The following is a 20893-nucleotide window of genomic DNA, read 5'->3' as shown; positions in this document are numbered from 1 at the left end:
CTAGCCCTTAATGGTTTTGGTCGTGGTGACGATGGCCTTGACGACCGCATCACCCATCTCGCGCGTGCCCACCTTCTGGGTGCCCTCGCTCCAAATGTCCGCCGTGCGCAGACCTTGGGACAACACAGCACCCACAGCCGCTTCGATACGAGCGGCAGCTTCCGGCTGGTTGAGGGTGAATTTGAGCATCATGGCAGCAGACAGGATTGTAGCCAAAGGATTGGAGATTCCCTTGCCCGCGATGTCCGGTGCGCTGCCATGGCTGGGTTCGTACAGGCCTTTGTTGTGCTTGTCCAACGAGGCCGAGGGCAGCATGCCGATCGAGCCGGTCAGCATCGCTGCCTCGTCTGACAGGATGTCGCCGAACATATTGCCGGTGACGACCACATCGAACTTCTTCGGCGCCTTGACCAGCTGCATCGCCGCGTTATCCACGTACATATGGTCCAGCTCGACATCCGGGTACTCGGCGCCAACCTCGATCATCACGTCCTTCCAAAATTGGAAGGTCTCCAGCACATTGGCCTTGTCCACCGAGGTGACCCGCTTGCCACGCTTGCGTGCCGCCTGGAAGGCCACATGGGCGATGCGCTCGATCTCAGGACGCGAGTAGCGCATGGTGTCAAAGGCCTCTTCGGCGCCGGGGAAATGGCCGTCAGTGGCGGTGCGGCGGCCGCGCGGCTGGCCGAAATAGATGTCGCCGGTCAGCTCGCGGATGATCAGGATGTCAAGGCCGGCCACCAGCTCGGGTTTCAGGCTGGACGCATGCGTCAGCTGTTCATAGCAAATGGCCGGGCGGAAATTGGCGAACAGGCCCAGATGCTTGCGCAGGCCAAGAATAGCTTGCTCTGGGCGAAGCGGGCGGTCCAGCTTGTCGTACTTCCAGTCGCCGACGGCGCCGAACAAGATTGCGTCTGCGTCCTTGGCGAGCTGCAGCGTCGATTCTGGCAGCGGGTGGCCGGCGACCTCATAGGCGGCGCCGCCCACCGGGGCGGTTTCCAGCGTCAGCGGCAGGTCCAGCACCTTCAGGACCTTGACGGCCTCGGCGACGATTTCGGTCCCGATGCCATCACCGGGTAGCACTGCAATATTCATGGTCATCCGATCAGACGGTTGTTGAGCCAGGGCTTGCTGGCGATGCGTTCGGCCTCGAAGGCCTTGATCTTGTCGGCATGTTGCAAGGTCAGGCCGATGTCATCGAAACCGTTGAGCAGGCAGAACTTGCGAAAGGGCTGGACCTCGAACGCCAGCTCCGACCCGTCGGCCTTGATGACGACCTGGCGCGCAAGATCGATGGTTAGCTGATAGCCCGGAAAAGCAAAAACCTCATCGAACAACTGGGCCACCTGGGCCTCAGGCAGCACGATGGGTAGCACGCCATTCTTGAAGCAGTTGTTGAAGAAGATGTCGGCAAAGCTCGGCGCAATCAGCGCACGAAAGCCGTACTGCTCAAGTGCCCAGGGCGCGTGCTCGCGGCTGGAGCCGCAGCCAAAATTGCTGCGCGCGATCAGCACCGAGGCGCCTTGGTAGCGTGGCTGGTTCAACACGAAGTCTGGGTTGGGCTTGCGGCTGGCCGGATCTTGGCCGGGCTCGCCCGCATCCAGATAGCGCCATTCATCGAACAGGTTCGGGCCGAAGCCGCTGCGCTTAATCGACTTCAAAAACTGCTTGGGGATGATCGCGTCGGTGTCGACGTTGTCGCGATCCATCGGTGCAACAAGGCCCTTATGAACGGTGAACTTTTCCATTACGAAATCCTTCGAACATCAACGAAATGACCCTGCATCGCGGCTGCTGCGGCCATCGCCGGGCTGACCAGATGGGTGCGGCCGCCAGCGCCCTGGCGTCCCTCAAAATTGCGATTGCTGGTCGAGGCGCAGCGCTCGCCAGGCTCCAAGCGGTCGGCATTCATCGCCAGGCACATCGAGCAACCCGGCTCGCGCCACTCAAAACCGGCCGCTTTAAAGACCTGGTCCAGGCCTTCGCGCTCGGCTTGCTCCTTGACCAGGCCCGAGCCCGGCACCACCATTGCCAGCTTCACATTGGCCGCGATCTTGCCGCCGACTCGACGGACGACAGCAGCAGCCTCGCGCATGTCCTCGATGCGACTGTTGGTGCAGGAGCCGATGAAGACCTTGTCGATCAGGATATCGTTGATAGCCTTGTTCGGCTCCAGATTCATGTACTGCAGCGCCCGCTCGATCGCTCCGCGCTTCACGGCATCCTTCTCCTTGTCCGGATCGGGCACGCGGTCCTCGATCGACAAGACCATCTCGGGACTGGTACCCCAAGTGACCTGCGGGCGGATCTGCGCGGCGTCGAGTTCGACCACCTTGTCGAAGTTTGCGCCTGGTTCCGAGTGCAGGGTGCGCCAGTAAGCCACCGCCTGCTCCCACTCGACACCGCTGGGCGAAAATGGCCGGCCTTTGCAATAGCTGATCGTCGTGTCATCAACTGCGATTAGGCCGGCGCGTGCACCCGCTTCGATGGCCATATTGCAAACTGTCATCCGTCCTTCCATGCTCAGCGCGCGGATCGCCGAGCCGCCGAACTCGATCGTGTAGCCGGTGCCACCGGCCGTACCGATCTTGCCGATGATGGCCAGCACGATGTCCTTGGCGCCGACGCCTTTGGCGACCTGGCCCTCGACCTTGATCAGCAGGTTCTTGGCCTTCTTGGCCAGCAAGGTTTGGGTGGCCAAAACATGCTCGACCTCAGACGTGCCGATGCCATGGGCCAGCGCGCCGAAAGCGCCGTGAGTCGATGTGTGGCTGTCACCGCAGACCACGGTCATACCTGGCAGGGTCGCACCCTGCTCCGGGCCGATCACATGGACGATACCCTGGCGCTTGTCGCTCATCTTGAACTGGGTGATGCCAAAGCGGTCGCAGTTTTGGTCCAAGGTGTCGACCTGAAGCTTGGAGATCGGGTCGGCTATTCCGTGGCTGCGGTCCGTAGTCGGCACATTGTGGTCGCTGACGGCCAGATTGGCCGACAGGCGCCAGACCTTGCGGCCGGCAAGATCCAGCCCTTCGAAGGCCTGCGGGCTTGTCACTTCATGGACCAGATGGCGGTCAATATAGAGGGTGGCCGTGCCATCCTCCTCGGTATGGACGACATGCTCGTCCCAGAGCTTGTCGTAAAGCGTGCGAGCTGCAGTGGTCATGGCTGGCTTTCTACTGGAATGTTGGGGAGAGGGCAGAGGGCATCGACAAATCGTTGCACCACGGTGGGCAGGCGCTCCTGACGCTGCACACCCAGACAATAGTCGCGCGCGGCCCAGGCTTCATCGAGCATGAGATGACTGACCGCGAACACACGCGAAAAGCGTTCGGCCGGCACCGAGGGCAGCACCGCCACGCCAAGGCCGGCCTCGACCAGCTGCGCAATCGCATCAAAGCCGCGCACCTGAAGCCTTGCGTTCAGCGTGCGGCCACGCGAGAGCGCCTGTTCGCGCATCAGTTGCTGGGCACTGGCACCGGCATGCAGGCCGATCAGGTCGTAATCCAGCAGGTCAGAGAAGCTGACCGACTGCTGTCGCGCCAGCCCATGGTCTTTGGGTACCAGTACGGCCAGTCGGCTCTGTGCATAGACCCAGGCTTGAACCCGGTTGTCCAGCAGCGGAGGCGTGAACACGCCAATATCGGCACGGCCTTCGGCCACCGCCGCCTGTACCTCGGCGCTGGTCTGGTCTTCCAGGCTGATGCGGATCTGCGGATGAGCCTGACTGAAGGCGGCCAGATCGGCCGGCAAGCATTCGGCGATGGCGCCGCTGTTGGCGGCGATGCGCAGATGACCCTTGATCCCGCGCGCGAACTCGACGACCTCGCTCTCCAGCGCATGCAGCGAGGCATGCAGCGAGCGAATATGGCGCACCAACGCGCGGCAGGCCTCGGTCGGCTCAACGCCGCGGGCACGGCGCTCGAACAGTTGCACACCCAGCCTTGCTTCCAGGTCGGAAACGCGCTTGCTGGCTGCCGCAAGCGCCAGGTGCTCGCGCGCCGCCCCCGCGGTGATCGAGCGGGTCTGCTCGATCGCCAGTACGAGGTTCAGCGTGGTCAGATCCAGACGCATGGCGAAGGCTGCAACTTCTTACTCGGCGTTGATGCCGGCGGCCTGCACGGCCTTGGCCCACTTGAGCGTCTCCTTGGCCGCGAACAGTCCCAGCTCGGACGGCGTGCTGGGCGTCAGCTCGAAGCCCGACAGCGCAAGCTTGGCCTGCACGCCCTTGTCATTGAGCGCCGCACGCACCCACTGATTCATCTTTGCGAGCACCGGCTCGGGCGTGCCTGCCGGCGCATACATTGCAAACCAGGCAGTCATCTCGAAACCGGGAACGACGCTCTTGGTCATCGTGGGCACGCCCGGCAGCATCGGATGCTCCTTGCCCGAGGTGACCGCCAGCGCGCGCAGCTTGCCGGCCTTGACCTGGGGCACGCCAGAGGCGAGATCGCCGAATACCAGCTGTATCGTGCCGCCCATCGTGTCCGTCATCGCTGGCTGCACGCCTTTGTAGGGTATGTGGGCCATCACCAGCCTGTTGGCGTGTACCAGCGCATGGCCGGGGATCAAGCTGCCACTGGAGCCCGAGCCCCAGGCCAGCTTGTCGGGATTGGCTTTCGCATAAGCCACGAACTTTTCGGCCGTGTCAGCTGGCACCGCCGGATTGACCAGCATGATGAAGGGAATCTCGGCCAGGCGGCTGACCGGCGTGAAGTCCTTAATCGGGTCATAGGGCAGCTTGCGGTACAGCGAGGCATTGGCCGCGTGCGTGGTGCTGGTGGCGATCAGGAAGTTGTAGCCATCTGGGGCGGCCTTGGCGGCCGCTCCCGTACCCAAGGTGCCGTTAGCGCCGGGCTTGTTATCGACGACGACCGCGTGGCCGGCGGCCTTGCCCACATGTTCGGCCAGCACGCGGGCCAGCTGATCGGTGGCGCTGCCGGCCGGGAACGGAACGATCCAGTTGAGGCCGCGCTGCGGATAGCTGGCCGGCAGCTCGCTCTTGGGTGCAGCCAGCAGCGTCGTGCTCGCCGCGAGCAAGCCCAGGCAGACGACAACGCGCCGGCGAGCAGCGGATAGGCTGGAAATCTTCGACACAGGCATGGCAGTCTCCGTTTTGATAGATGACATCGACCCGTCGCCAGGTCGACAGCTCTGACGATAGCCTTCGCAGCTGCGCTTGATCTACTCAAGCCGCCAAACAAGACTTCGCGCAAGACGAAGTCTCGCAGATTCTTGGCCCCTGCAGCAATGCCCGGATTTGGGCGCCCCGGAGTGGCTTGTTCGAGTCGCCAGCCGCGGCGCGCCATGCCATGATTGCTGCAAATTACTGCGCCGCACAGCGGCAATTACGCGCCGCAGGCTCGCAATCGGGGAGTATCGAATGAACACCACGGAGAGTTTGCTGCGGCGGCGTCGATGCTTGCTTGGCGCGGGCCTGGGGCTGCTGGCCCCCTGGATGCAGGCCAGGGCGCTGGATAAGCCGCAAGGCCGGGTCGTGCTGACCCTGGCAGGCAGGCTAGGTGCCGTTAACCAGGGCGATGGCAAGGCCGCATTCGATATGAAGATGCTGGAGCAGCTGCCGCAAAAGAGCTTCAGCACGCAGACGCCCTGGTATCCGGCGCCGATCAGCTTCACCGGCCCGCTGCTGCGCGATGTGCTGGCCGCCGCCGGCGCCAAGCCGGGCGGCAAGATCATACTGACCGCGTTGAACGGCTACAAGGCCGAGATGCCCTTCGATGACGTGCTGCGCTTTGATGTCATCGTCGCGCGGCTGATGAACGAGCGACCAATGCCGGTGCGCGAGAAAGGTCCACTGTTCGTGGTCTACCCCTTCGACAGCCGGCCAGAGCTGAAGGCCGACCTGTACTACGGACGCTCGATCTGGCAGCTGCGCTCGCTGGACATCCAGTAAGACCGGACGCTTGCATGATCATCTCCGGCAAGCGGCTGCTGAGCCTAATCGTTGTTGCGCTGGTGATGGCCTATCTGGCCATTGCCGCCCTGCTCTACCAGCAGCACCGCAGCATGAGCGCTGCCACGCAGCGCGGCGATATCAATGCGCTGTGGTACTTCCTGCAGCTTAATGTCGAGTACGAGCGCTTCGACCATGCGCTGCACCAGCAGCTGCTCCTGCCCCAGCAGCTCGACATGGAAGAGCTGCAGCTGCGCTACGACCTGTTCCTGAGCCGCTTCAGCACCATCGAGAGCGGCACGGCACGCAGTTTGATGGCCGACGCGCCGCTGTACGCCGATGCGATGCAGAAGATGCAGCACTTCGTCGAGGCCGGCGATCGGCTGATGGGCCTGGCGGCGGATACGCGTCAGGCGAGCGTGCATCTGCAGCGTCTGCGCGAGGAGCTGCAAGCGCTGAGCACGCCGCTGACCGATCTGTCGCTTGCCGCCTCGCGCCTGTCCGGCGAGGTCAGCGACCAGCGCCACGCCAGCCTCGGTCATCAGGCCCAGCTGACCAGCGCGCTGACCGCTTTTCAGGCCTTGCTGACCTTCTGTCTGGCTGTGGCGATGAGCCGCCAGTTCCTTAAGCGCGAAAAGGCCAGCGCGCTGGCGGTCGCAGCCAAGACAGAGCTGGTCGAATCCCTCAAGCGCAATGAGGAGTTGCTGGCCGAGCGCATCGCCCAGCGCACCGCCGAGTTGCGTGAGGCCAATGAGGCGCTGCGTGCGCAGGGCGAGGAACTGGAGCATGCGCGCGAGCGCGCCGAGGAGGCCTCGCAGCTGAAGTCCGATTTTCTGGCAAATATGAGCCACGAGATACGCACGCCGATGAATGCGGTAATCGGCATGAGCCATTTAGCGCTGGGCACCGAGCTGAACTCCAAGCAGCGGGCCTATATCGAGAACATTCAGCGCAGCGGTCGCCATCTACTGGGCCTGATCAACGACATCCTTGACTTCAGCAAGATCGAGGCCGGCAAGCTGGAGGTCGAGATCATCGACTTCGAGCTGCAGCGTGTGCTCGACGATCTGCAGCTGCTGCTGGAAGAGAAATGTGCGACCAAGGGGCTGACCCTCGCCATCGAGCGCTTGCCAGGCCTGCCCGACTGGCTGCGCGGCGACCCGCTGCGCATCGGCCAGATTCTGATCAACTATGCCAACAACGCCGTCAAGTTCACCGAGCGCGGCGGGGTGCACGTGCGGGTGAGCGAGCGTGCGCGCGTAGGGAATCGCCTGCTGCTGCGCTTTGAGGTAAAGGACAGCGGCATTGGGCTGACGGCCGAGCAGCAAGGCCGGCTGTTTCGCTCCTTCGAGCAGGCCGACAGCTCGACCACGCGCAAGTACGGCGGTACCGGGCTGGGGCTGGCTATCAGCAAGAGCCTGGCCGAGCTGATGGGCGGCGCTGTGGGCGTGAGCAGCGATCCGGGCCACGGTAGCTGTTTCTGGGCCGAGCTGTGGCTGGAGATCGGCCAGCCCGGCGGCGCCCAGATGCGGCGTCTCGGCCCGCTGCCGTCCGAACTGTTGGCGCTGCGCGGCGCCCGAGTGCTCCTGGTCGACGACAATGACCTGAATCGGGAGATGGCGGCCGAGCTGCTAGAGGGTCAAGGCCTGGTCGTAGCGTTGGCCGAAGACGGTCAGCAGGCGCTGGACAAGCTGGATCAGGCGCCGTTCGACATCGTCTTGATGGACATGCAGATGCCGGTGCTGGACGGACTGGAAGCGACTCGTCGCCTGCGCGCGCGGCCCGAATGGGCGACCCTGCCGGTGCTCGCGATGACAGCCAATGCGATGCGCAGTGACCGCGAGCGCTGCCTGGCAGCTGGTATGAACGACCATATCGCCAAGCCGATAGAGCCCGACGAGCTACTCGCCCAGCTCTTGCACTGGCTGCCGGCGCGGGCGGGCTCCGCATCTTCCGAGCCATCCTCAGCCGGCGCGGCAGCCGGCGTCTCGCTGCCGGAAGCTCTATCTGAGGCGCTATCCGCCGTGCCGGGGCTGGACGCTGCGGCGGGCCTGCGCCGGGTGCTGGGAAGGCCGCAGGCTTATCTGAAGCTGTTACGCCGCTTCGTCGCGGGTCAGGCCGACGCTGTGGCGCGCGCCCGTGCCGAACTTGCCGCCGCGCGGCCGTCCGAGGCGCAGCGCCTGCTGCACACGCTCAAGGGCACGGCCGCGACGATTGGCGCGGTCGAGCTGGCGGCGCAGGCCGGCGTGGCTGAGCTGGCGCTGGACCAGGGGCGTGTGCCGGAGCTCGAACCCGTCGAGCAGGCCTGCGCGGCCTTGATCCTGTCCTTGCAAGTCGCCTTGCCGGCGGACGAGCCGGCCGCGACCGCCAGCACTATCGACTGGGCCGGCCTGCGGCAGCATTGGGCGCGGCTGGAGGCCCTGCTGGCCGATGACGATGCCGAGGCCGTCGCGCTGTTCCAGCAGTTGCGTCCGCAACTGGCAGCCGCACTCGGTGCGGCGCTGGCACCGCTGGAACAGGCTTTGGCGGCCTACGACCTGGCCCAGGGCCTGAGCGCCTTGAGCGCCGCATATCCCTTGTTGATCGAGCCGGAGCAAACGTGATGAACGACCCGCTGGCCCTAGCGGCCGATACGCATCTGGTGCTGGTGGTGGACGACACGCCGAGCGATCTGGAACTCATCAGCACGGTGCTGCGCGGCGAATGCCGCCTCAAGCTCGCCGCTGGCGGCGAGCGTGCGCTGCATATCGCGGCCGGCAGCCCGGCACCAGATCTGATCCTGCTGGACATCATGATGCCCGGCCTCAATGGCTACGAGGTGCTGCGGCGGCTGCGCGCTGCGCCCGCCACTCGGGCCATTCCGGTGATTTTCCTGACCGCGATGAGTGCGGCCGAGAACGAGCGCGAGGGGCTGGAGCTCGGCGCGGTGGACTACATCACCAAGCCCGTGAATCCCGACATCGCACGGGCCCGGGTGCGCAACCATCTGCAGCTGAAGCTGGCGCGCGATCTGCTGGAGCGGCACAACCAACATCTAGAGGCGCTGGTGGCCCAGCGCACCCGCGAGGTCGAGGCGCTGCAGGATGTGACCATACGGGCGATGGCCTCGCTGGCTGAGACACGCGACAACGAAACCGGCAACCATATCCGCCGCACCCAGCACTATGTGCAGTGCTTGGCCCAGGCGCTGCGGCCGCATCCGCGCTTTGCCGACAGCCTGGGCGATGCGGCGTTGGCCCTGCTGTTCAAGTCCGCGCCACTGCACGATATCGGCAAGGTCGGCATTCCCGACCGCATTCTGCTCAAGCCCGGCCCGCTGACGAACGAGGAATTCGAGCTGATGAAGACCCACACCACCCTGGGCCGCGATGCGATCCTGCGGGCCGAGCGGGAGTTGGGCATGGACAACGCCTTTCTGAACTATGCCAAAGAGATCGCCTATAGCCACCAAGAGAAATGGGATGGTAGTGGCTACCCGCTGGGCCTGAAGGGCGAGCAGATCCCGCTGTCGGCCCGGCTGATGGCGCTGGCTGATGTCTACGACGCGCTGATCTCCAAGCGTGTTTACAAGCCGGCCTTCCCGCACGAGATGGCCTGCAACATCATCAGGCAAGGCATGGGCAGCCATTTTGACCCAGACATCGTCGCGGCCTTCGAGCTCGTCAGCGCGGAGTTCCAGGCCATCGCGACGCGCTTTGCCGATGAGGAGTGGGGACGGCCAGCATGAACAATAACAAGACCCATGTGCTGGTCGCCGACGCGAACGCGGCGATCCGTCGCTATCTGGCCAACCAGCTTGGCGAGGCCGGCTTCGACACGGTGTTGGAGGTCTCTGACGGCAACAAGGCCTTGCAACAGTTACGCGCCGGCGCAACTGCTGTTGACCGAGCTGCAATTGCCCGGCATGGACGTGTTGAGCCTGCTGCAGGCGATGCGAGCCGACGCCGGGCTGAGCAGCCTGCCGGTGCTACTGATGTTCAGTGGCCTCTACAAGACTCTGGCCGCGCAGGTGATACGGCTAGGCGTGGCCGATCTGCTGAGCAAACCCTTCACCAGTAAACGCTTGCTGGAGCGATTCGAGCGCGCACTGCCGCGCCAGACCCGGCTACCGATCACCGGCCGCCAGCGCCCCGCCCGTCACGCCACCCAAGACGCCCACTGTTAGCGAGCGTGCCACCATCCTCGTGGTTGATGACACGCCGGAAGATCTACAACTGGTGTCCGGCCTGTTCCAGGATCGCTTCAAGGTCAAGCTCGCCACCCATGGCGAGAAGGCCATCGCGATATGCCAGTCCGATGCCCCTCCCGACCTGGTGCTACTTGACGTGATGATGCCGGGCATGGACGGATTCGAGGTGGCCTCGCGGCTGCGCCAGCACCCCGCCTCCTCGCTGACGCCCATCATCTTCATCACCGCGCTGACCGATGAAACCGCACGCAAGTGCGGTCTGGGCCTGGGCGCGATCGACTATGTGTTCAAGCCCATAGACCCCGAGCTGCTGCAGTCGCGCGTGGCCAATCTGATGCATTTCGCGATGCAGCAGAAACAGCTGCAGAGAGATTTCGACCGCATGACCGAGATTGCGCTGCTGCGCGCCGAGATCGAGCGGCTGGGCGGGACATTGCCGGCAGGGCTAAGCTAGAGCCGCGATCACCTCGGCGGGCGCCTGCACCAGCTCGATCAGCACGCCCTCCCCGCCAATCGGGAACTCGGCGCTGCTCTTGGGGTGGATGAAGCAGATATCGAACCCGGCCGCACCTTTGCGGATACCACCCGGGGCGAAGCGCACACCGTTGGCCGTCATCCACTCGACCGCCGTCGCCAGATCATCGACCCACAGGCCTACATGGTTCAACGGCGTGGTATGAACGGCCGGCTTCTTGTCAGGGTCCAGCGGCTGCATCAGATCGACCTCGACCTTGTGCGGACCGCTGCCGATCGCGCAGATCTCCTCGTCGACGTTCTCACGCTCAGAGACGAAGTTGCCGGTTACCGTCAGGCCCAGGACATCGACCCAGAGCTTGTGCAGGGCCGCCTTGTCCATGCCGCCGATGGCGATCTGCTGGATGCCGAGGATCTTGTAGGGCTTCTTGTCCATTACTCAAACCTCAGAATGGGCTGATCGACCGACAGGCTCTCGCCGGTCTTTGCCAGCACCTCGGCGATCTTGACATCGCGCTCGGCGACCAGGATGTTCTCCATCTTCATCGCCTCGATCACGGCCAGTCGCTCACCGGCCTGCACAGTCTGGCCGGGCGCTGCTGCGATCTGCACCAAAAGCCCCGGCATCGGCGAGAGCAGGAACTTGCTGGTGTCGGGCGGAGCCTTGAAGGGCATCAGCGCATGCAGCTCGGCGGCGCGCGGCGACAGCACGGTCACCTCGATGGCCAACCCGTTGTGCTGGATGCGGTAGGCCAGTGGATTCTTGGCCGTGCCGCGCTCGGCCTGGGCCGTGAAGGGCCGGCCGTTGACCGTGCCGGCAATGCGGATGTCGTTCAGGCGCGAGGTGCTGACGATGCGGTAGCTGTTGCCGCCAACCCGCACATGGGCCTCGCCCAGATTGCCGACGAACTCGTCTATGTGCAAGGCATGGCGCTGGTGCCGGCCGGCACCTTCGTTGACCAGGGCCACATAGTCATGCTCTATCTTCACCTCATGGCCGGGCAGTTGTCCGGTGATGCCGGCTTCGCGCTCGCGCGCCTTGCGGCGGATGAAGCCGGCCAGCGCGACAAGAAAGCCCGGATCCTCATGCACCACATCCTCGGCCTTGAATCCGCCACCGTAGTGCTGAGCGATAAAGCCGGTGTTGAAGTTGCCGCTGCCGAAATCGGGGTGGGCCAGCAGAGCCGACTGAAAGGGGATGTTGCTGCTGATGCCTCGGATCACAAAGCCGTTCAAGGCCTCGCGCATCTTTGCGATGGCCTCGGCCCGGTCCTGGCCGTGCACGATCAGCTTGGCAATCATCGAGTCATAGAACATCGGGATCTCGCCGCCCTCATAGACGCCGGTGTCCACCCGCACACCAAAACGCTCCGACGCAGCCTGCTCCATACTGGTCTCTGGCGGCTGGTATTTCACCAGGCGTCCGGTCGAAGGTAGGAAGTTGCGGAAGGGGTCCTCGGCATTGATGCGGCACTCGATGGCCCAGCCCTCGCGCTTGATCTCTTCTTGCTTGAAGGGCAGCGACTCCCCAGCGGCCACGCGAATCATCTGCTCGACCAGATCGACGCCGGTAATGCATTCGGTCACCGGATGCTCGACCTGCAGCCGGGTGTTCATTTCCAGAAAGTAAAAACTCTGGTCCTTGCCGACGACGAACTCGACGGTGCCGGCACTTTGATACTTCACCGCCTTGGCCAGCGCCACAGCCTGCTCGCCCATCGCCTTGCGCGTCGCTTGACTGATGAAGGGGCTTGGCGCCTCCTCGATCACCTTCTGGTGGCGACGCTGGATCGAGCACTCGCGCTCATGCAGGTAGACGACATTGCCCTGGCTGTCGCCCAGCACCTGGATCTCGATGTGACGCGGCTCCTCGACGAACTTCTCCATGAAGACCCGGTCGTCACCGAAGCTGTTGCGCGCCTCGTTGCGGCAACTGGTGAAGCCCTCAAAGCAGTCCTTATCGTTGAAGGCCACACGCAGGCCCTTGCCACCGCCGCCGGCGCTGGCCTTGATCATCACCGGGTAGCCGATGCCCTTGGCAATCTCTACGGCCGACTCGGGGGACAGGATGGGCTCGTTGTAGCCGGGGATCGTGTTGACGTTCGCCTCCTTGGCCAACTTCTTAGACGCGATCTTGTCGCCCATCGCGGCGATCGAGTAATGCTTGGGACCGATGAAGGTGATGCCCTCTTCCTCGACCCGGCGCGCGAAGTCTTCGTTCTCGCTGAGGAAACCGTAGCCGGGGTGGATGGCCTGGGCACCGGTGGCCTTGGCGGCCGCGATGATCTTGTCGGCCACCAGATAGGACTCGCGCGAGGGGGCTGGGCCGAGCAGCACCGCTTCATCGGCCAGCTCGACATGGCGGGCATCCTTGTCGGCCTCCGAATAGACAGCGACCGTACTGATGCCCAGTTTCTGCGCAGTCTTGATCACTCGGCAGGCGATCTCGCCACGATTTGCTATCAGGATCTTGGTGAACATTGGTTTTCTCCTAGGACCTGATCACAGTGGGATATTGCCGTGCTTGCGCCACGGGTTCTCAAGTTTCTTGTCTTTGAGCATGGTCAGCGAGCGGCAGATGCGCTTGCGAGTCTCGTGCGGCTGGATCACGTCGTCGATGAAGCCGCGCGCGCCGGCCACGAAGGGGTTGGCAAAGCGAGCCTTGTACTCGGCCTCCTTGGCCGCCAGCTTCTCGGGGTCGCCCTTGTCCTCGCGGAAGATGATCTCAACCGCGCCCTTGGCGCCCATCACCGCAATCTCGGCGTTCGGCCAGGCGAAGTTGACATCGCCGCGCAGATGCTTAGAACTCATCACATCGTAGGCGCCGCCATAGGCCTTGCGGGTGATCACGGTGACTTTGGGTACCGTGCACTCGGCGTAGGCATAGAGCAGCTTGGCGCCGTGCTTGATGATGCCGCCGTACTCTTGAGAAGTGCCGGGCATGAAGCCGGGCACGTCCACAAAGGTGATCACTGGGATGTTGAAGGCATCGCAAAAGCGCACAAAACGTGCGGCCTTGATGCTGCTCTTGATGTCCAGGCAACCGGCCAGCACCAGCGGCTGGTTGGCCACGATGCCGACGGTCTGCCCCTCCATCCGCGCAAAGCCGGTCAGGATGTTTTTCGCATAGTCGGCCTGCAACTCAAAGAAGTCGCCATCGTCGACGACCTTCAGGATCAACTCCTTCATGTCGTAAGGCTTGTTCGGGTTGTCCGGCACCAGGGTGTCGAGAGAGAGGTCCAGGCGCTGGCCGGGGTCTCCGCTGGGCCGAGTCGGGGCCTTCTCGCGGTTATTCAGCGGCAGGTAGTTGAAGAAACGCCGCAGCATCAAGATAGCTTCGACATCGTTGTCGAAGCTCAGATCGGCCACACCGCTCTTGCTGGTGTGCGTGCCGGCGCCACCCAGTTCCTCCGCCGTCACCTCCTCATGGGTCACGGTCTTCACGACATCGGGGCCGGTGACGAACATATAGCTGGAATCCTTCACCATGAAGATGAAGTCCGTCATTGCTGGCGAATAGACCGCGCCACCGGCGCAGGGCCCCATGATCATGCTGATCTGCGGGATCACGCCCGAGGCCATCACGTTGCGTTGGAACACATCGGCATAGCCGCCCAGCGAGGCCACCCCCTCCTGGATACGTGCGCCGCCCGAGTCGTTCAGGCCGATCACCGGAGCGCCGACTTTCATCGCCTGATCCATCACTTTGCAGATCTTCTCGGCGTGCGCCTCGGACAGCGCGCCGCCGAAGACTGTGAAATCCTGGCTGAAACTGAAGGCCAGCCGGCCATTGATCATGCCGTAGCCGGTGACGACGCCATCGCCGGGTATCTTGTTGTCCTGCATGCCGAAATCGACGCAGCGGTGCTCGACGAACATATCCCATTCCTCGAACGTGCCTTCGTCGAAGAGCAGTTCCAGCCGCTCGCGCGCAGTCAGCTTGCCCTTGCTGTGCTGGGCCGCGATGCGTTTATCGCCCCCGCCCAGGCGCGCCTTGGCGCGCTTTTCTTCCAGCCTTTGTTGGATGTCATGCATGGTGATCGTCTCCAGAAAACTTGTTCAATAGCTGGCGAGCGGCCGTCGAGGCGGCGAGCTTGCCGTTCAAGACTTGGGCGGTGGTGTCGGCCAGTGCCGCGCGCACGGCGCTGGCCTGCGCGAACTGCTGGCGCAGCCCCGCCTGGATGCGCTCCCACATCCAAGCCAGGGCCTGCTGGCGCCGCTTCTCGGCCAGCATGCCGTTGGTGCTCTGCAGTTCGCGGTACTCGCTGACCGCCTCCCAGAAACGGTCCAGCCCGTCACTCTTCAGCGCGCTGAGCTGCAACACCTGAGGGTGCCAGGTCTTGACATCGTGATGAGCATGGTCCGGATGGCCGTGCATGCCGTACAGGCGCAGGCTGGAGACGATCTGTGCCCGCGCCCGCGTCGCCGCAGCCTCGTCCAGATCGGCCTTGTTAATCACAACCAAATCGGCCAGCTCCATAACGCCTTTCTTGATCGCCTGCAGATCGTCGCCGGCATTGGGCAGCTGCAAGAGGCAGTACATATCGGTCATGCCCGCAACGGCCGTCTCGCTCTGGCCGACGCCGACGGTCTCTACGATGACGATGTCGTAACCCGCCGCCTCGCAGACCAGCATCGCCTCGCGCGTCTTCTCGGCAACGCCGCCCAGCGTGCCGCTGCTGGGGCTGGGACGGATGTAGGCCCGCTCGTCCATGGACAGCCGCTCCATGCGCGTCTTGTCGCCGAGGATGGAGCCGCCCGAGACGCTGCTAGATGGGTCGACGGTCAGCACCGCGACACGATGCCCCTGTTCGATCAGCATCAGGCCCAGAGCCTCGATGAAGGTACTTTTACCCACGCCGGGCACGCCGGAGATGCCCAGGCGGAAGGAGCTGCCGGTGTGCGGCAGCAGTGTGGTCAGCAAGGCGTCGGCCTGTGCCCGGTGGTCACTGCGCGTCGATTCAAGCAGCGTGATGGCCTTGGCGATGGCCCGTCGCTGTGCGGGGCCAGGCCCGGCCAGCAGGGCGGGGGCCCAGTTCATTGCGGGGCCTTCCAGTGATATTCGATCTCCAACTCGTTCTCGCCGACCGGCTCGAAGCCATGGCGCCGGTAGAAGCGGTTGGAATCGCTGAGCTTCAGGGCGCTCAGGGTCACGTCTTGCCCATGCGACTTGACCCAATCCAGCACCCATGCGCCCGCGCCGCTGCCCTGCGCGCCGGGGCGGATGAACAGCTGTTCGAGATGCAGATGATCGCCAGCCGGCTTCAGCAATACAAAGCCGATGCGCTCGCCATCGCGCAGGATGTACTGGGTGCGCTGGGCGTCGAACTGGCTGGTGAAGCGATCGCGACTGCGCTGGACATCGCCAAGACCGAGCCGATCCAAGCTCTCGCGCATCGCGGCCATACGCAACGCAAACAAGGCCTCGAAGTCCTCGGCCGCGATCGACTCCAACGACAGGCTGGCCATCAGGCAGCCACCGCCTGACGGATCTGCTCCAGCACGTCCTTGGCACTGGCCGGGATCGGCGTGCCGGGGCCGTAAATGCCCTTGACGCCCGCCTCATAGAGCATCTCGTAATCCTGTGCCGGGATCACCCCGCCGACAAAGACGATGATGTCGTCGGCGCCCTGAGCCTTCAGCGCCCTCAGGATGGCCGGCACCAGAGTCTTGTGGCCGGCGGCCAGTGTGCTGACGCCTACAGCATGGACATCGTTCTCGATCGCCTGGCGCGCGCACTCCTCCGGGGTCTGGAACAGCGGGCCCATGTCGACGTCGAAGCCCAGATCGGCATAGGCGGTGGCCACGACCTTGGCGCCACGGTCATGGCCGTCCTGGCCGAGCTTGGCGATCATCACGCGCGGGCGGCGGCCCTGTTCCTCGGCAAAGGCCTGGATCTCTTCCTGCAACTTGGCCCAGCCTTCGGCAGAGTCGTAGGCGGCGGCATAGACACCGCTGACCTTCTGCGTGTCGGCGCGGTGACGGCCGAACACAGCCTCCAACGCGTCGGAGATTTCGCCGACAGTGGCGCGCAGCCGGCAGGCCTTGATCGCCAGGTCCAGCAGATTGCCCTGGCCCGAGCGGGCAGCCTCGGTCAGCGCCGCCAGCGCTGCCTGTACACCAGCCGCGTCGCGCGAGGCCTTGATGGCCTTCAGCCGCTCGATCTGGCCGTCGCGGACCTTGACGTTGTCCACGTCCAGGATCTCGATCGGGTCCTGCTTCGCGAGCTTGTATTTATTCACGCCGACGATCACATCGCGGCCCGAGTCGATGGCCGCCTGCTTCTCAGCCGCGCTGGCCTCGATCTTCAGTTTCGCCCATCCGCTGTCCACTGCCTTGACCATGCCGCCCATGGCCTCGACCTCCTCGATGATGGACCAGGCCTTGTCGGCCATGTCCTGGGTCAGCGTCTCCATCATGTAGCTGCCAGCCCAGGGGTCGATCACACTGGTGATGTGGGTCTCTTCCTGGATGATCAGCTGCGTGTTGCGGGCGATACGGGCGCTGAACTCGGTGGGTAGCGCGATCGCCTCGTCCAGCGAGTTGGTGTGCAGCGATTGCGTCCCACCGAACACCGCCGCCATCGCCTCGATGGTGGTGCGTACGACGTTGTTGTAGGGGTCCTGCTCGGTCAGGCTCCAGCCCGAGGTCTGGCAGTGGGTACGCAGCATCAGGCTTTTCGGGCTTTTGGCCTCGAAGCCCTTCATGATGCGGCACCACAGCAGACGGGCGGCCCGCATTTTGGCGATCTCCAGATAGAAATTCATGCCCACGGCCCAAAAAAACGACAGGCGTGGCGCAAAGTCGTCGACATCCATGCCCTTGGCCATGGCGGTCTTCACATACTCCTTGCCGTCGGCCAAGGTGAAGGCCAACTCCAGCGCCTGGTTGGCTCCGGCCTCCTGCATGTGATAGCCGCTGATGCTGATCGAGTTGAACTTGGGCATGTGGGCTGCCGTGTACTCGATGATGTCACCGATGATCTTCATCGACGGCTCGGGCGGGTAGATATAGGTGTTGCGGACCATGAACTCCTTGAGGATGTCGTTCTGGATGGTGCCGCTGAGCTTGTCCTGCGAGACGCCCTGCTCCTCGGCCGCCACTACATAGCCGGCCAGCACCGGCAGCACCGCGCCGTTCATCGTCATCGACACCGAGACCTTGTCCAGCGGGATGCCGTCGAACAGGATCTTCATGTCCTCTACAGAATCGATTGCCACGCCGGCCTTGCCGACATCCCCGGTCACGCGTGGGTGGTCGCTGTCATACCCGCGGTGGGTGGCCAGATCGAAAGCCACCGATACGCCCTGCCCGCCGGCGGCCAGGGCCTTGCGGTAGAAGGCATTGCTCTCCTCGGCGGTCGAGAAGCCGGCGTACTGGCGGATGGTCCACGGCCTCACCGCGTACATGGTCGCCTGCGGGCCGCGCAAAAAGGGCTCGAAACCGGGCAAGGTGTCGGCATAGGGCAGCTCGGCCGTGTCCGCCGCCGTGTACAGCGGCTTCACCGTCAGCCCTTCGGGCGTGATCCAGTTCAGTGCCTCGACGTTGCCGCTTGGCGCCGACTTGGCGGCGGCCTGGTGCCATTGCGCCAGACTGGCGGCGGCGAACTCTGACGGGGTGGGACGGGATTCAGACATTGACGGCTCCTACGAACGCGGCATCATAGCGCTCTCGTTATTCATAATTATAAATTCGGAACTGACTAGAATCTGAAGCCACGATGACCACCACCACCCTGCTCGCCCCCCGCGCCCTCTATCAGGAAGTGGCGGAGCGCCTGCGCCTGCAGATCTTCGGCCGCGAGCTGGAACCAGGCGCCTGGATCGACGAACTGAAGCTCTGTAGTGAGATGGGCATCAGCCGCACGCCGCTTCGCGAAGCGCTGAAGGTACTGGCGGCCGAGGGTCTCGTGACGATGAAGGTGCGGCGCGGCGCCTATGTGACCGAGATGAGCGAGCGCGATGTACGCGAGGCCTATCAGCTGCTGGCCTTGCTGGAGAGCGATGCGGCGGCGCGGGTAGCCGAGAGTGCCGCGGCGGCCGAGCTAGGCGAGCTGCAGGCGCTGCACGAGCTGCTCGAGCGCAAGGTTGGCCAGCGCGATGCCTTCTTCGCCGCCAATGAGCGCTTTCATCTGCGCCTGCTGGAGATCGAAGGCAATCGCTGGCGCCAGCAGATCGTCACCGATCTGCGCCGCGTGATGAAACTCAATCGACATCACTCGCTGTTCAAGCAAGGCCGCCTGACCGAGTCGCTGCAAGAGCACCGGGCACTGGTGGCCGCCATCGTGCGGCGCGACGCGACGGCAGCGGCACAGCTCATGCGCCGGCACTTCGAGAACGGGCTCAGCGCGGCGCGGCCGCAGGCCTGAGTGTCTCAGCCGGGTGGGCTGTCAGCGGGCAGCCAGCGCTTGTAGATGGTCTGGAAACTGCCGTCGCGCTTCATGCGGTCGAGCTGCTGCTGCCACGCTCTGACCACCGCATCGGGCGTCCCGCGCGAAAAGGCGATATAGCCATCGGCGCTGGCATAGCTGTACACGATCTCCAGCGCATCCTCGGCCAGCCCCGCCTGGGACAAAGTCTGGGGCATCGAGATACGCTCGGTCGCAAACAGCGGCGCACGGCGGGCCAGCAGCATCCGTATGCCCTGTGTCGGATCACTGACCCTGACCAGATTCGTGAAGCCTAGAGCGCTCAAATGCTCACTGACATACCAGTCGCGCACGACCAGCACGCCCGCTGCCTTCTTGGCGTCATCCAGGCTGCGCAAGCGCACGCCGCCACCGGCAGGTGCATAGATGGCGCTGTAGAACACAACGATTGGGCCTACCCATTTGAACTGGCGCTCGCGCTCAGGCGTGCGCGCCATCGCGAACAGCGCGGCCGGCGCCGGTCGCTGCAGATCGCGGAAAGCTCGCGCCCAGGGCAGGAACTCGATGGCCTGCTTCTGACCCAGCCGGCGCTGGATCTCGCGCACCATGTCTACCGCCAACCCCTGGGCCTCGCCATCTTGGCTGAAGTTGATCGGCGGGAATTCCTCGCTCATCAGGCGCAGCGCCGGTGCCTGGGCATGAGCATGGACAGTGCCCAGCAGCAGCACCATGATCAAACCCACACATCGGCTGAGATAGACCATTGCGGTGACTCCAGAACTTGGCTAGAGCCGATGCAGCTCCGACTTCAGATACCACTCGGCCATGCGTTCGCCATTCCAGCGCAGTGTTACATGTTCGGCCTGGCGCGCCGGTGGCAGGGTCGCGCGTGGGGTGAAGAGCGCCACGCATTGGCCACCAGCATGGCGCACGCTGTCATAAGCGATGCCGGCCAAGCCTTGCTCGCGCAGGCGGCGGCCGAAGGCCTGCGAGGCGCCATAGCTGTCAGGGTCATGCAGCGCGGCGCTGTCGGCGCGGCGCCCGTCGCGCAGCTCGACCAAGGCCGCGCTGATGGTCACTCGGTAGCAGCGCAGATCCAGGTCGATCGGCGGCTCCTGCGTGCGCTGCAAAAAGATCGAGCGGTGGTGGCTAACCTCCGCTACCGCCGTCTCCAGTTGGGCGGCCGCGTAGTAGACGCCGTAGCTGCCGTCGCTGAAGCGCGAGCCTTCAGGGTTCAGATGCGTGAAGGCCGCCATGATGGGGCTGCAACCGGGGCCGCTGATGCGCTGCTCAGCGGGCACCAGGCTCAGCTCGCCGACGGCATCGCGCAGCCTCGGGTTGCCCAGCGCTTCAATCGCGAACACCACCTCCAGATCGGCCGGGTCTGCCACCGCATCGAACAGCAGTACCGGCGGAAAACGACTGGGTATCAGGCGGCAGCTGTCCGGCCACAGCAATTGGACCAAGCCGTCGCTCAAGACCAGCCACCGCGCTGGGCATCCAGATACTGGCGCACGACGAACAGATCGGCCACCTGACCGCCAAGCATACGCTCCAATGCCGAGCGTCCGCCGAACAGGGCTGCGCTATTGGGTCTCTTGATCCAGGCGTCGGCGCGCTCCGAAACCGGCAGCAGAATATGCAGCGCGGCATAAATCCCGAACAGATGGGACAGGCGCTCCAGGGTGGCGCCGTCCAGCCCGGTCTTGATGCGACCAGCCTTCCAGTCGTAGAAACTGGTGCGGCCGCAACCCAAGAGGCGCTGCTGCTCCTCATTGCTCAGGCCCCAGGCCTGAGCAATATTGAAGAAGCTGCGCAGCGCCGCCGCGGCGGCGGCCGGCGAATGCAGATCAGTGGCTGCGGGCGCCGCTTCGCGCCTTGGGGGACCTGGGACCATGACGTACCTCGGGCTGGATTGCCTGGTCGTCAGTATGAGTTCGAATACGGA

General features: G+C 64.2%; 20 protein-coding genes. 6 read left to right on the top strand and 14 right to left on the bottom strand.

Annotation, left to right across the window (positions count from 1 at the left end; genetic code table 11):
* The 5 genes from leuB to OOZ63_RS07275 are packed head-to-tail and all read right to left on the bottom strand — an operon-like array spanning position 1 to position 5103.
* A complete protein-coding gene (gene leuB, locus OOZ63_RS07295; protein ID WP_266004780.1) occupies positions 1-1095 on the bottom strand; it encodes a 3-isopropylmalate dehydrogenase in 1095 nt (364 codons plus the stop codon).
* Positions 1096-1097: 2 nt separating this feature from the next.
* On the bottom strand, positions 1098-1748 hold the full coding sequence (gene leuD / locus OOZ63_RS07290) for a 3-isopropylmalate dehydratase small subunit (protein WP_266004779.1): 651 nt from the start codon (positions 1746-1748) through the stop codon (positions 1098-1100).
* Positions 1748-3166, bottom strand: coding sequence for a 3-isopropylmalate dehydratase large subunit (gene leuC, locus OOZ63_RS07285; RefSeq protein WP_266004778.1), 1419 nt, complete (start codon positions 3164-3166; stop codon positions 1748-1750). The genes leuD and leuC overlap by 1 nt, the downstream gene beginning before the upstream one ends.
* Positions 3163-4074: a LysR family transcriptional regulator gene (locus OOZ63_RS07280; RefSeq protein ID WP_266004777.1), complete on the bottom strand. Its 912-nt coding sequence runs from the start codon at positions 4072-4074 to the stop codon at positions 3163-3165. Before OOZ63_RS07280 ends, leuC begins: the two co-directional genes overlap by 4 nt.
* Before the next feature lie 18 nt (positions 4075-4092).
* A complete protein-coding gene (locus OOZ63_RS07275; protein ID WP_266004776.1) occupies positions 4093-5103 on the bottom strand; it encodes a Bug family tripartite tricarboxylate transporter substrate binding protein in 1011 nt (336 codons plus the stop codon).
* 280 nt (positions 5104-5383) lie between these two features.
* Here OOZ63_RS07275 and OOZ63_RS07270 point away from each other — a divergent pair, with 280 nt between their 5' ends.
* The 5 genes from OOZ63_RS07270 (at position 5384) to OOZ63_RS07250 (ending at position 10557) form a co-directional block, all read left to right on the top strand.
* Positions 5384-5914 carry a molybdopterin-dependent oxidoreductase gene (locus OOZ63_RS07270; RefSeq protein ID WP_323055728.1) on the top strand — a complete coding sequence of 177 codons (531 nt, stop codon included), beginning with the start codon at positions 5384-5386 and terminating at the stop codon, positions 5912-5914.
* A gap of 14 nt (positions 5915-5928) precedes the next feature.
* Positions 5929-8517: a response regulator gene (locus tag OOZ63_RS07265; RefSeq protein WP_266004775.1), complete on the top strand. Its 2589-nt coding sequence runs from the start codon at positions 5929-5931 to the stop codon at positions 8515-8517.
* Positions 8517-9641, top strand: coding sequence for an HD-GYP domain-containing protein (locus OOZ63_RS07260; RefSeq protein ID WP_266004774.1), 1125 nt, complete (start codon positions 8517-8519; stop codon positions 9639-9641). The genes OOZ63_RS07265 and OOZ63_RS07260 overlap by 1 nt, the downstream gene beginning before the upstream one ends.
* A gap of 153 nt (positions 9642-9794) precedes the next feature.
* Positions 9795-10079, top strand: coding sequence for a hypothetical protein (locus OOZ63_RS07255; protein WP_266004773.1), 285 nt, complete (start codon positions 9795-9797; stop codon positions 10077-10079).
* 19 nt (positions 10080-10098) lie between these two features.
* Positions 10099-10557, top strand: coding sequence for a response regulator (locus OOZ63_RS07250; protein WP_266004772.1), 459 nt, complete (start codon positions 10099-10101; stop codon positions 10555-10557).
* On the opposite strand, the gene OOZ63_RS07245 is transcribed toward OOZ63_RS07250, so the two are convergent.
* From OOZ63_RS07245 to scpA, 6 genes are read right to left on the bottom strand one after another with little or no spacing between them, the layout of a single operon-like run.
* On the bottom strand, positions 10549-11013 hold the full coding sequence (locus OOZ63_RS07245) for a VOC family protein (RefSeq protein ID WP_266004771.1): 465 nt from the start codon (positions 11011-11013) through the stop codon (positions 10549-10551). The genes OOZ63_RS07250 and OOZ63_RS07245 overlap by 9 nt on opposite strands.
* Positions 11013-13058, bottom strand: coding sequence for an acetyl-CoA carboxylase biotin carboxylase subunit (accC, locus tag OOZ63_RS07240; protein WP_266004770.1), 2046 nt, complete (start codon positions 13056-13058; stop codon positions 11013-11015). The genes OOZ63_RS07245 and accC overlap by 1 nt, the downstream gene beginning before the upstream one ends.
* A 21-nt stretch (positions 13059-13079) precedes the next feature.
* Positions 13080-14612, bottom strand: coding sequence for an acyl-CoA carboxylase subunit beta (locus OOZ63_RS07235; RefSeq protein ID WP_266004769.1), 1533 nt, complete (start codon positions 14610-14612; stop codon positions 13080-13082).
* Positions 14605-15618: a methylmalonyl Co-A mutase-associated GTPase MeaB gene (meaB, locus tag OOZ63_RS07230; RefSeq protein WP_266004768.1), complete on the bottom strand. Its 1014-nt coding sequence runs from the start codon at positions 15616-15618 to the stop codon at positions 14605-14607. The genes OOZ63_RS07235 and meaB overlap by 8 nt, the downstream gene beginning before the upstream one ends.
* The gene (locus OOZ63_RS07225; protein WP_266004767.1) at positions 15615-16046 is read right to left on the bottom strand and encodes a GNAT family N-acetyltransferase; all 432 of its coding nucleotides are present in this window, start codon (positions 16044-16046) and stop codon (positions 15615-15617) included. The genes meaB and OOZ63_RS07225 overlap by 4 nt, the downstream gene beginning before the upstream one ends.
* The gene (gene scpA, locus OOZ63_RS07220; protein ID WP_266004766.1) at positions 16046-18214 is read right to left on the bottom strand and encodes a methylmalonyl-CoA mutase; all 2169 of its coding nucleotides are present in this window, start codon (positions 18212-18214) and stop codon (positions 16046-16048) included. The genes OOZ63_RS07225 and scpA overlap by 1 nt, the downstream gene beginning before the upstream one ends.
* An 83-nt stretch (positions 18215-18297) precedes the next feature.
* Between scpA and OOZ63_RS07215 the strand changes: the two genes are divergently transcribed.
* Entirely contained in the window at positions 18298-18945 is a 648-nt protein-coding gene (locus OOZ63_RS07215) for a GntR family transcriptional regulator (RefSeq protein ID WP_266004765.1), read from the top strand.
* Positions 18946-18950: 5 nt separating this feature from the next.
* Here OOZ63_RS07215 and OOZ63_RS07210 read toward each other — a convergent pair whose 3' ends face one another.
* From OOZ63_RS07210 to OOZ63_RS07200, 3 genes are read right to left on the bottom strand one after another with little or no spacing between them, the layout of a single operon-like run.
* Positions 18951-19709, bottom strand: coding sequence for a substrate-binding periplasmic protein (locus OOZ63_RS07210; protein WP_266004763.1), 759 nt, complete (start codon positions 19707-19709; stop codon positions 18951-18953).
* Between the two features lie 21 nt (positions 19710-19730).
* Positions 19731-20411 carry an RES family NAD+ phosphorylase gene (locus OOZ63_RS07205; protein WP_266004762.1) on the bottom strand — a complete coding sequence of 227 codons (681 nt, stop codon included), beginning with the start codon at positions 20409-20411 and terminating at the stop codon, positions 19731-19733.
* Between the two features lie 8 nt (positions 20412-20419).
* Entirely contained in the window at positions 20420-20842 is a 423-nt protein-coding gene (locus tag OOZ63_RS07200; protein ID WP_266004761.1) for an MbcA/ParS/Xre antitoxin family protein, read from the bottom strand.
* Positions 20843-20893 lie beyond the last annotated feature (51 nt).

Source organism: Paucibacter sp. PLA-PC-4, assembly GCF_026241155.1.
Classification (GTDB): domain Bacteria; phylum Pseudomonadota; class Gammaproteobacteria; order Burkholderiales; family Burkholderiaceae_C; genus Roseateles_E.
Note: the sequence above shows the minus strand (reverse complement) of the source record. Positions and strands in the feature narration are given on the sequence as shown.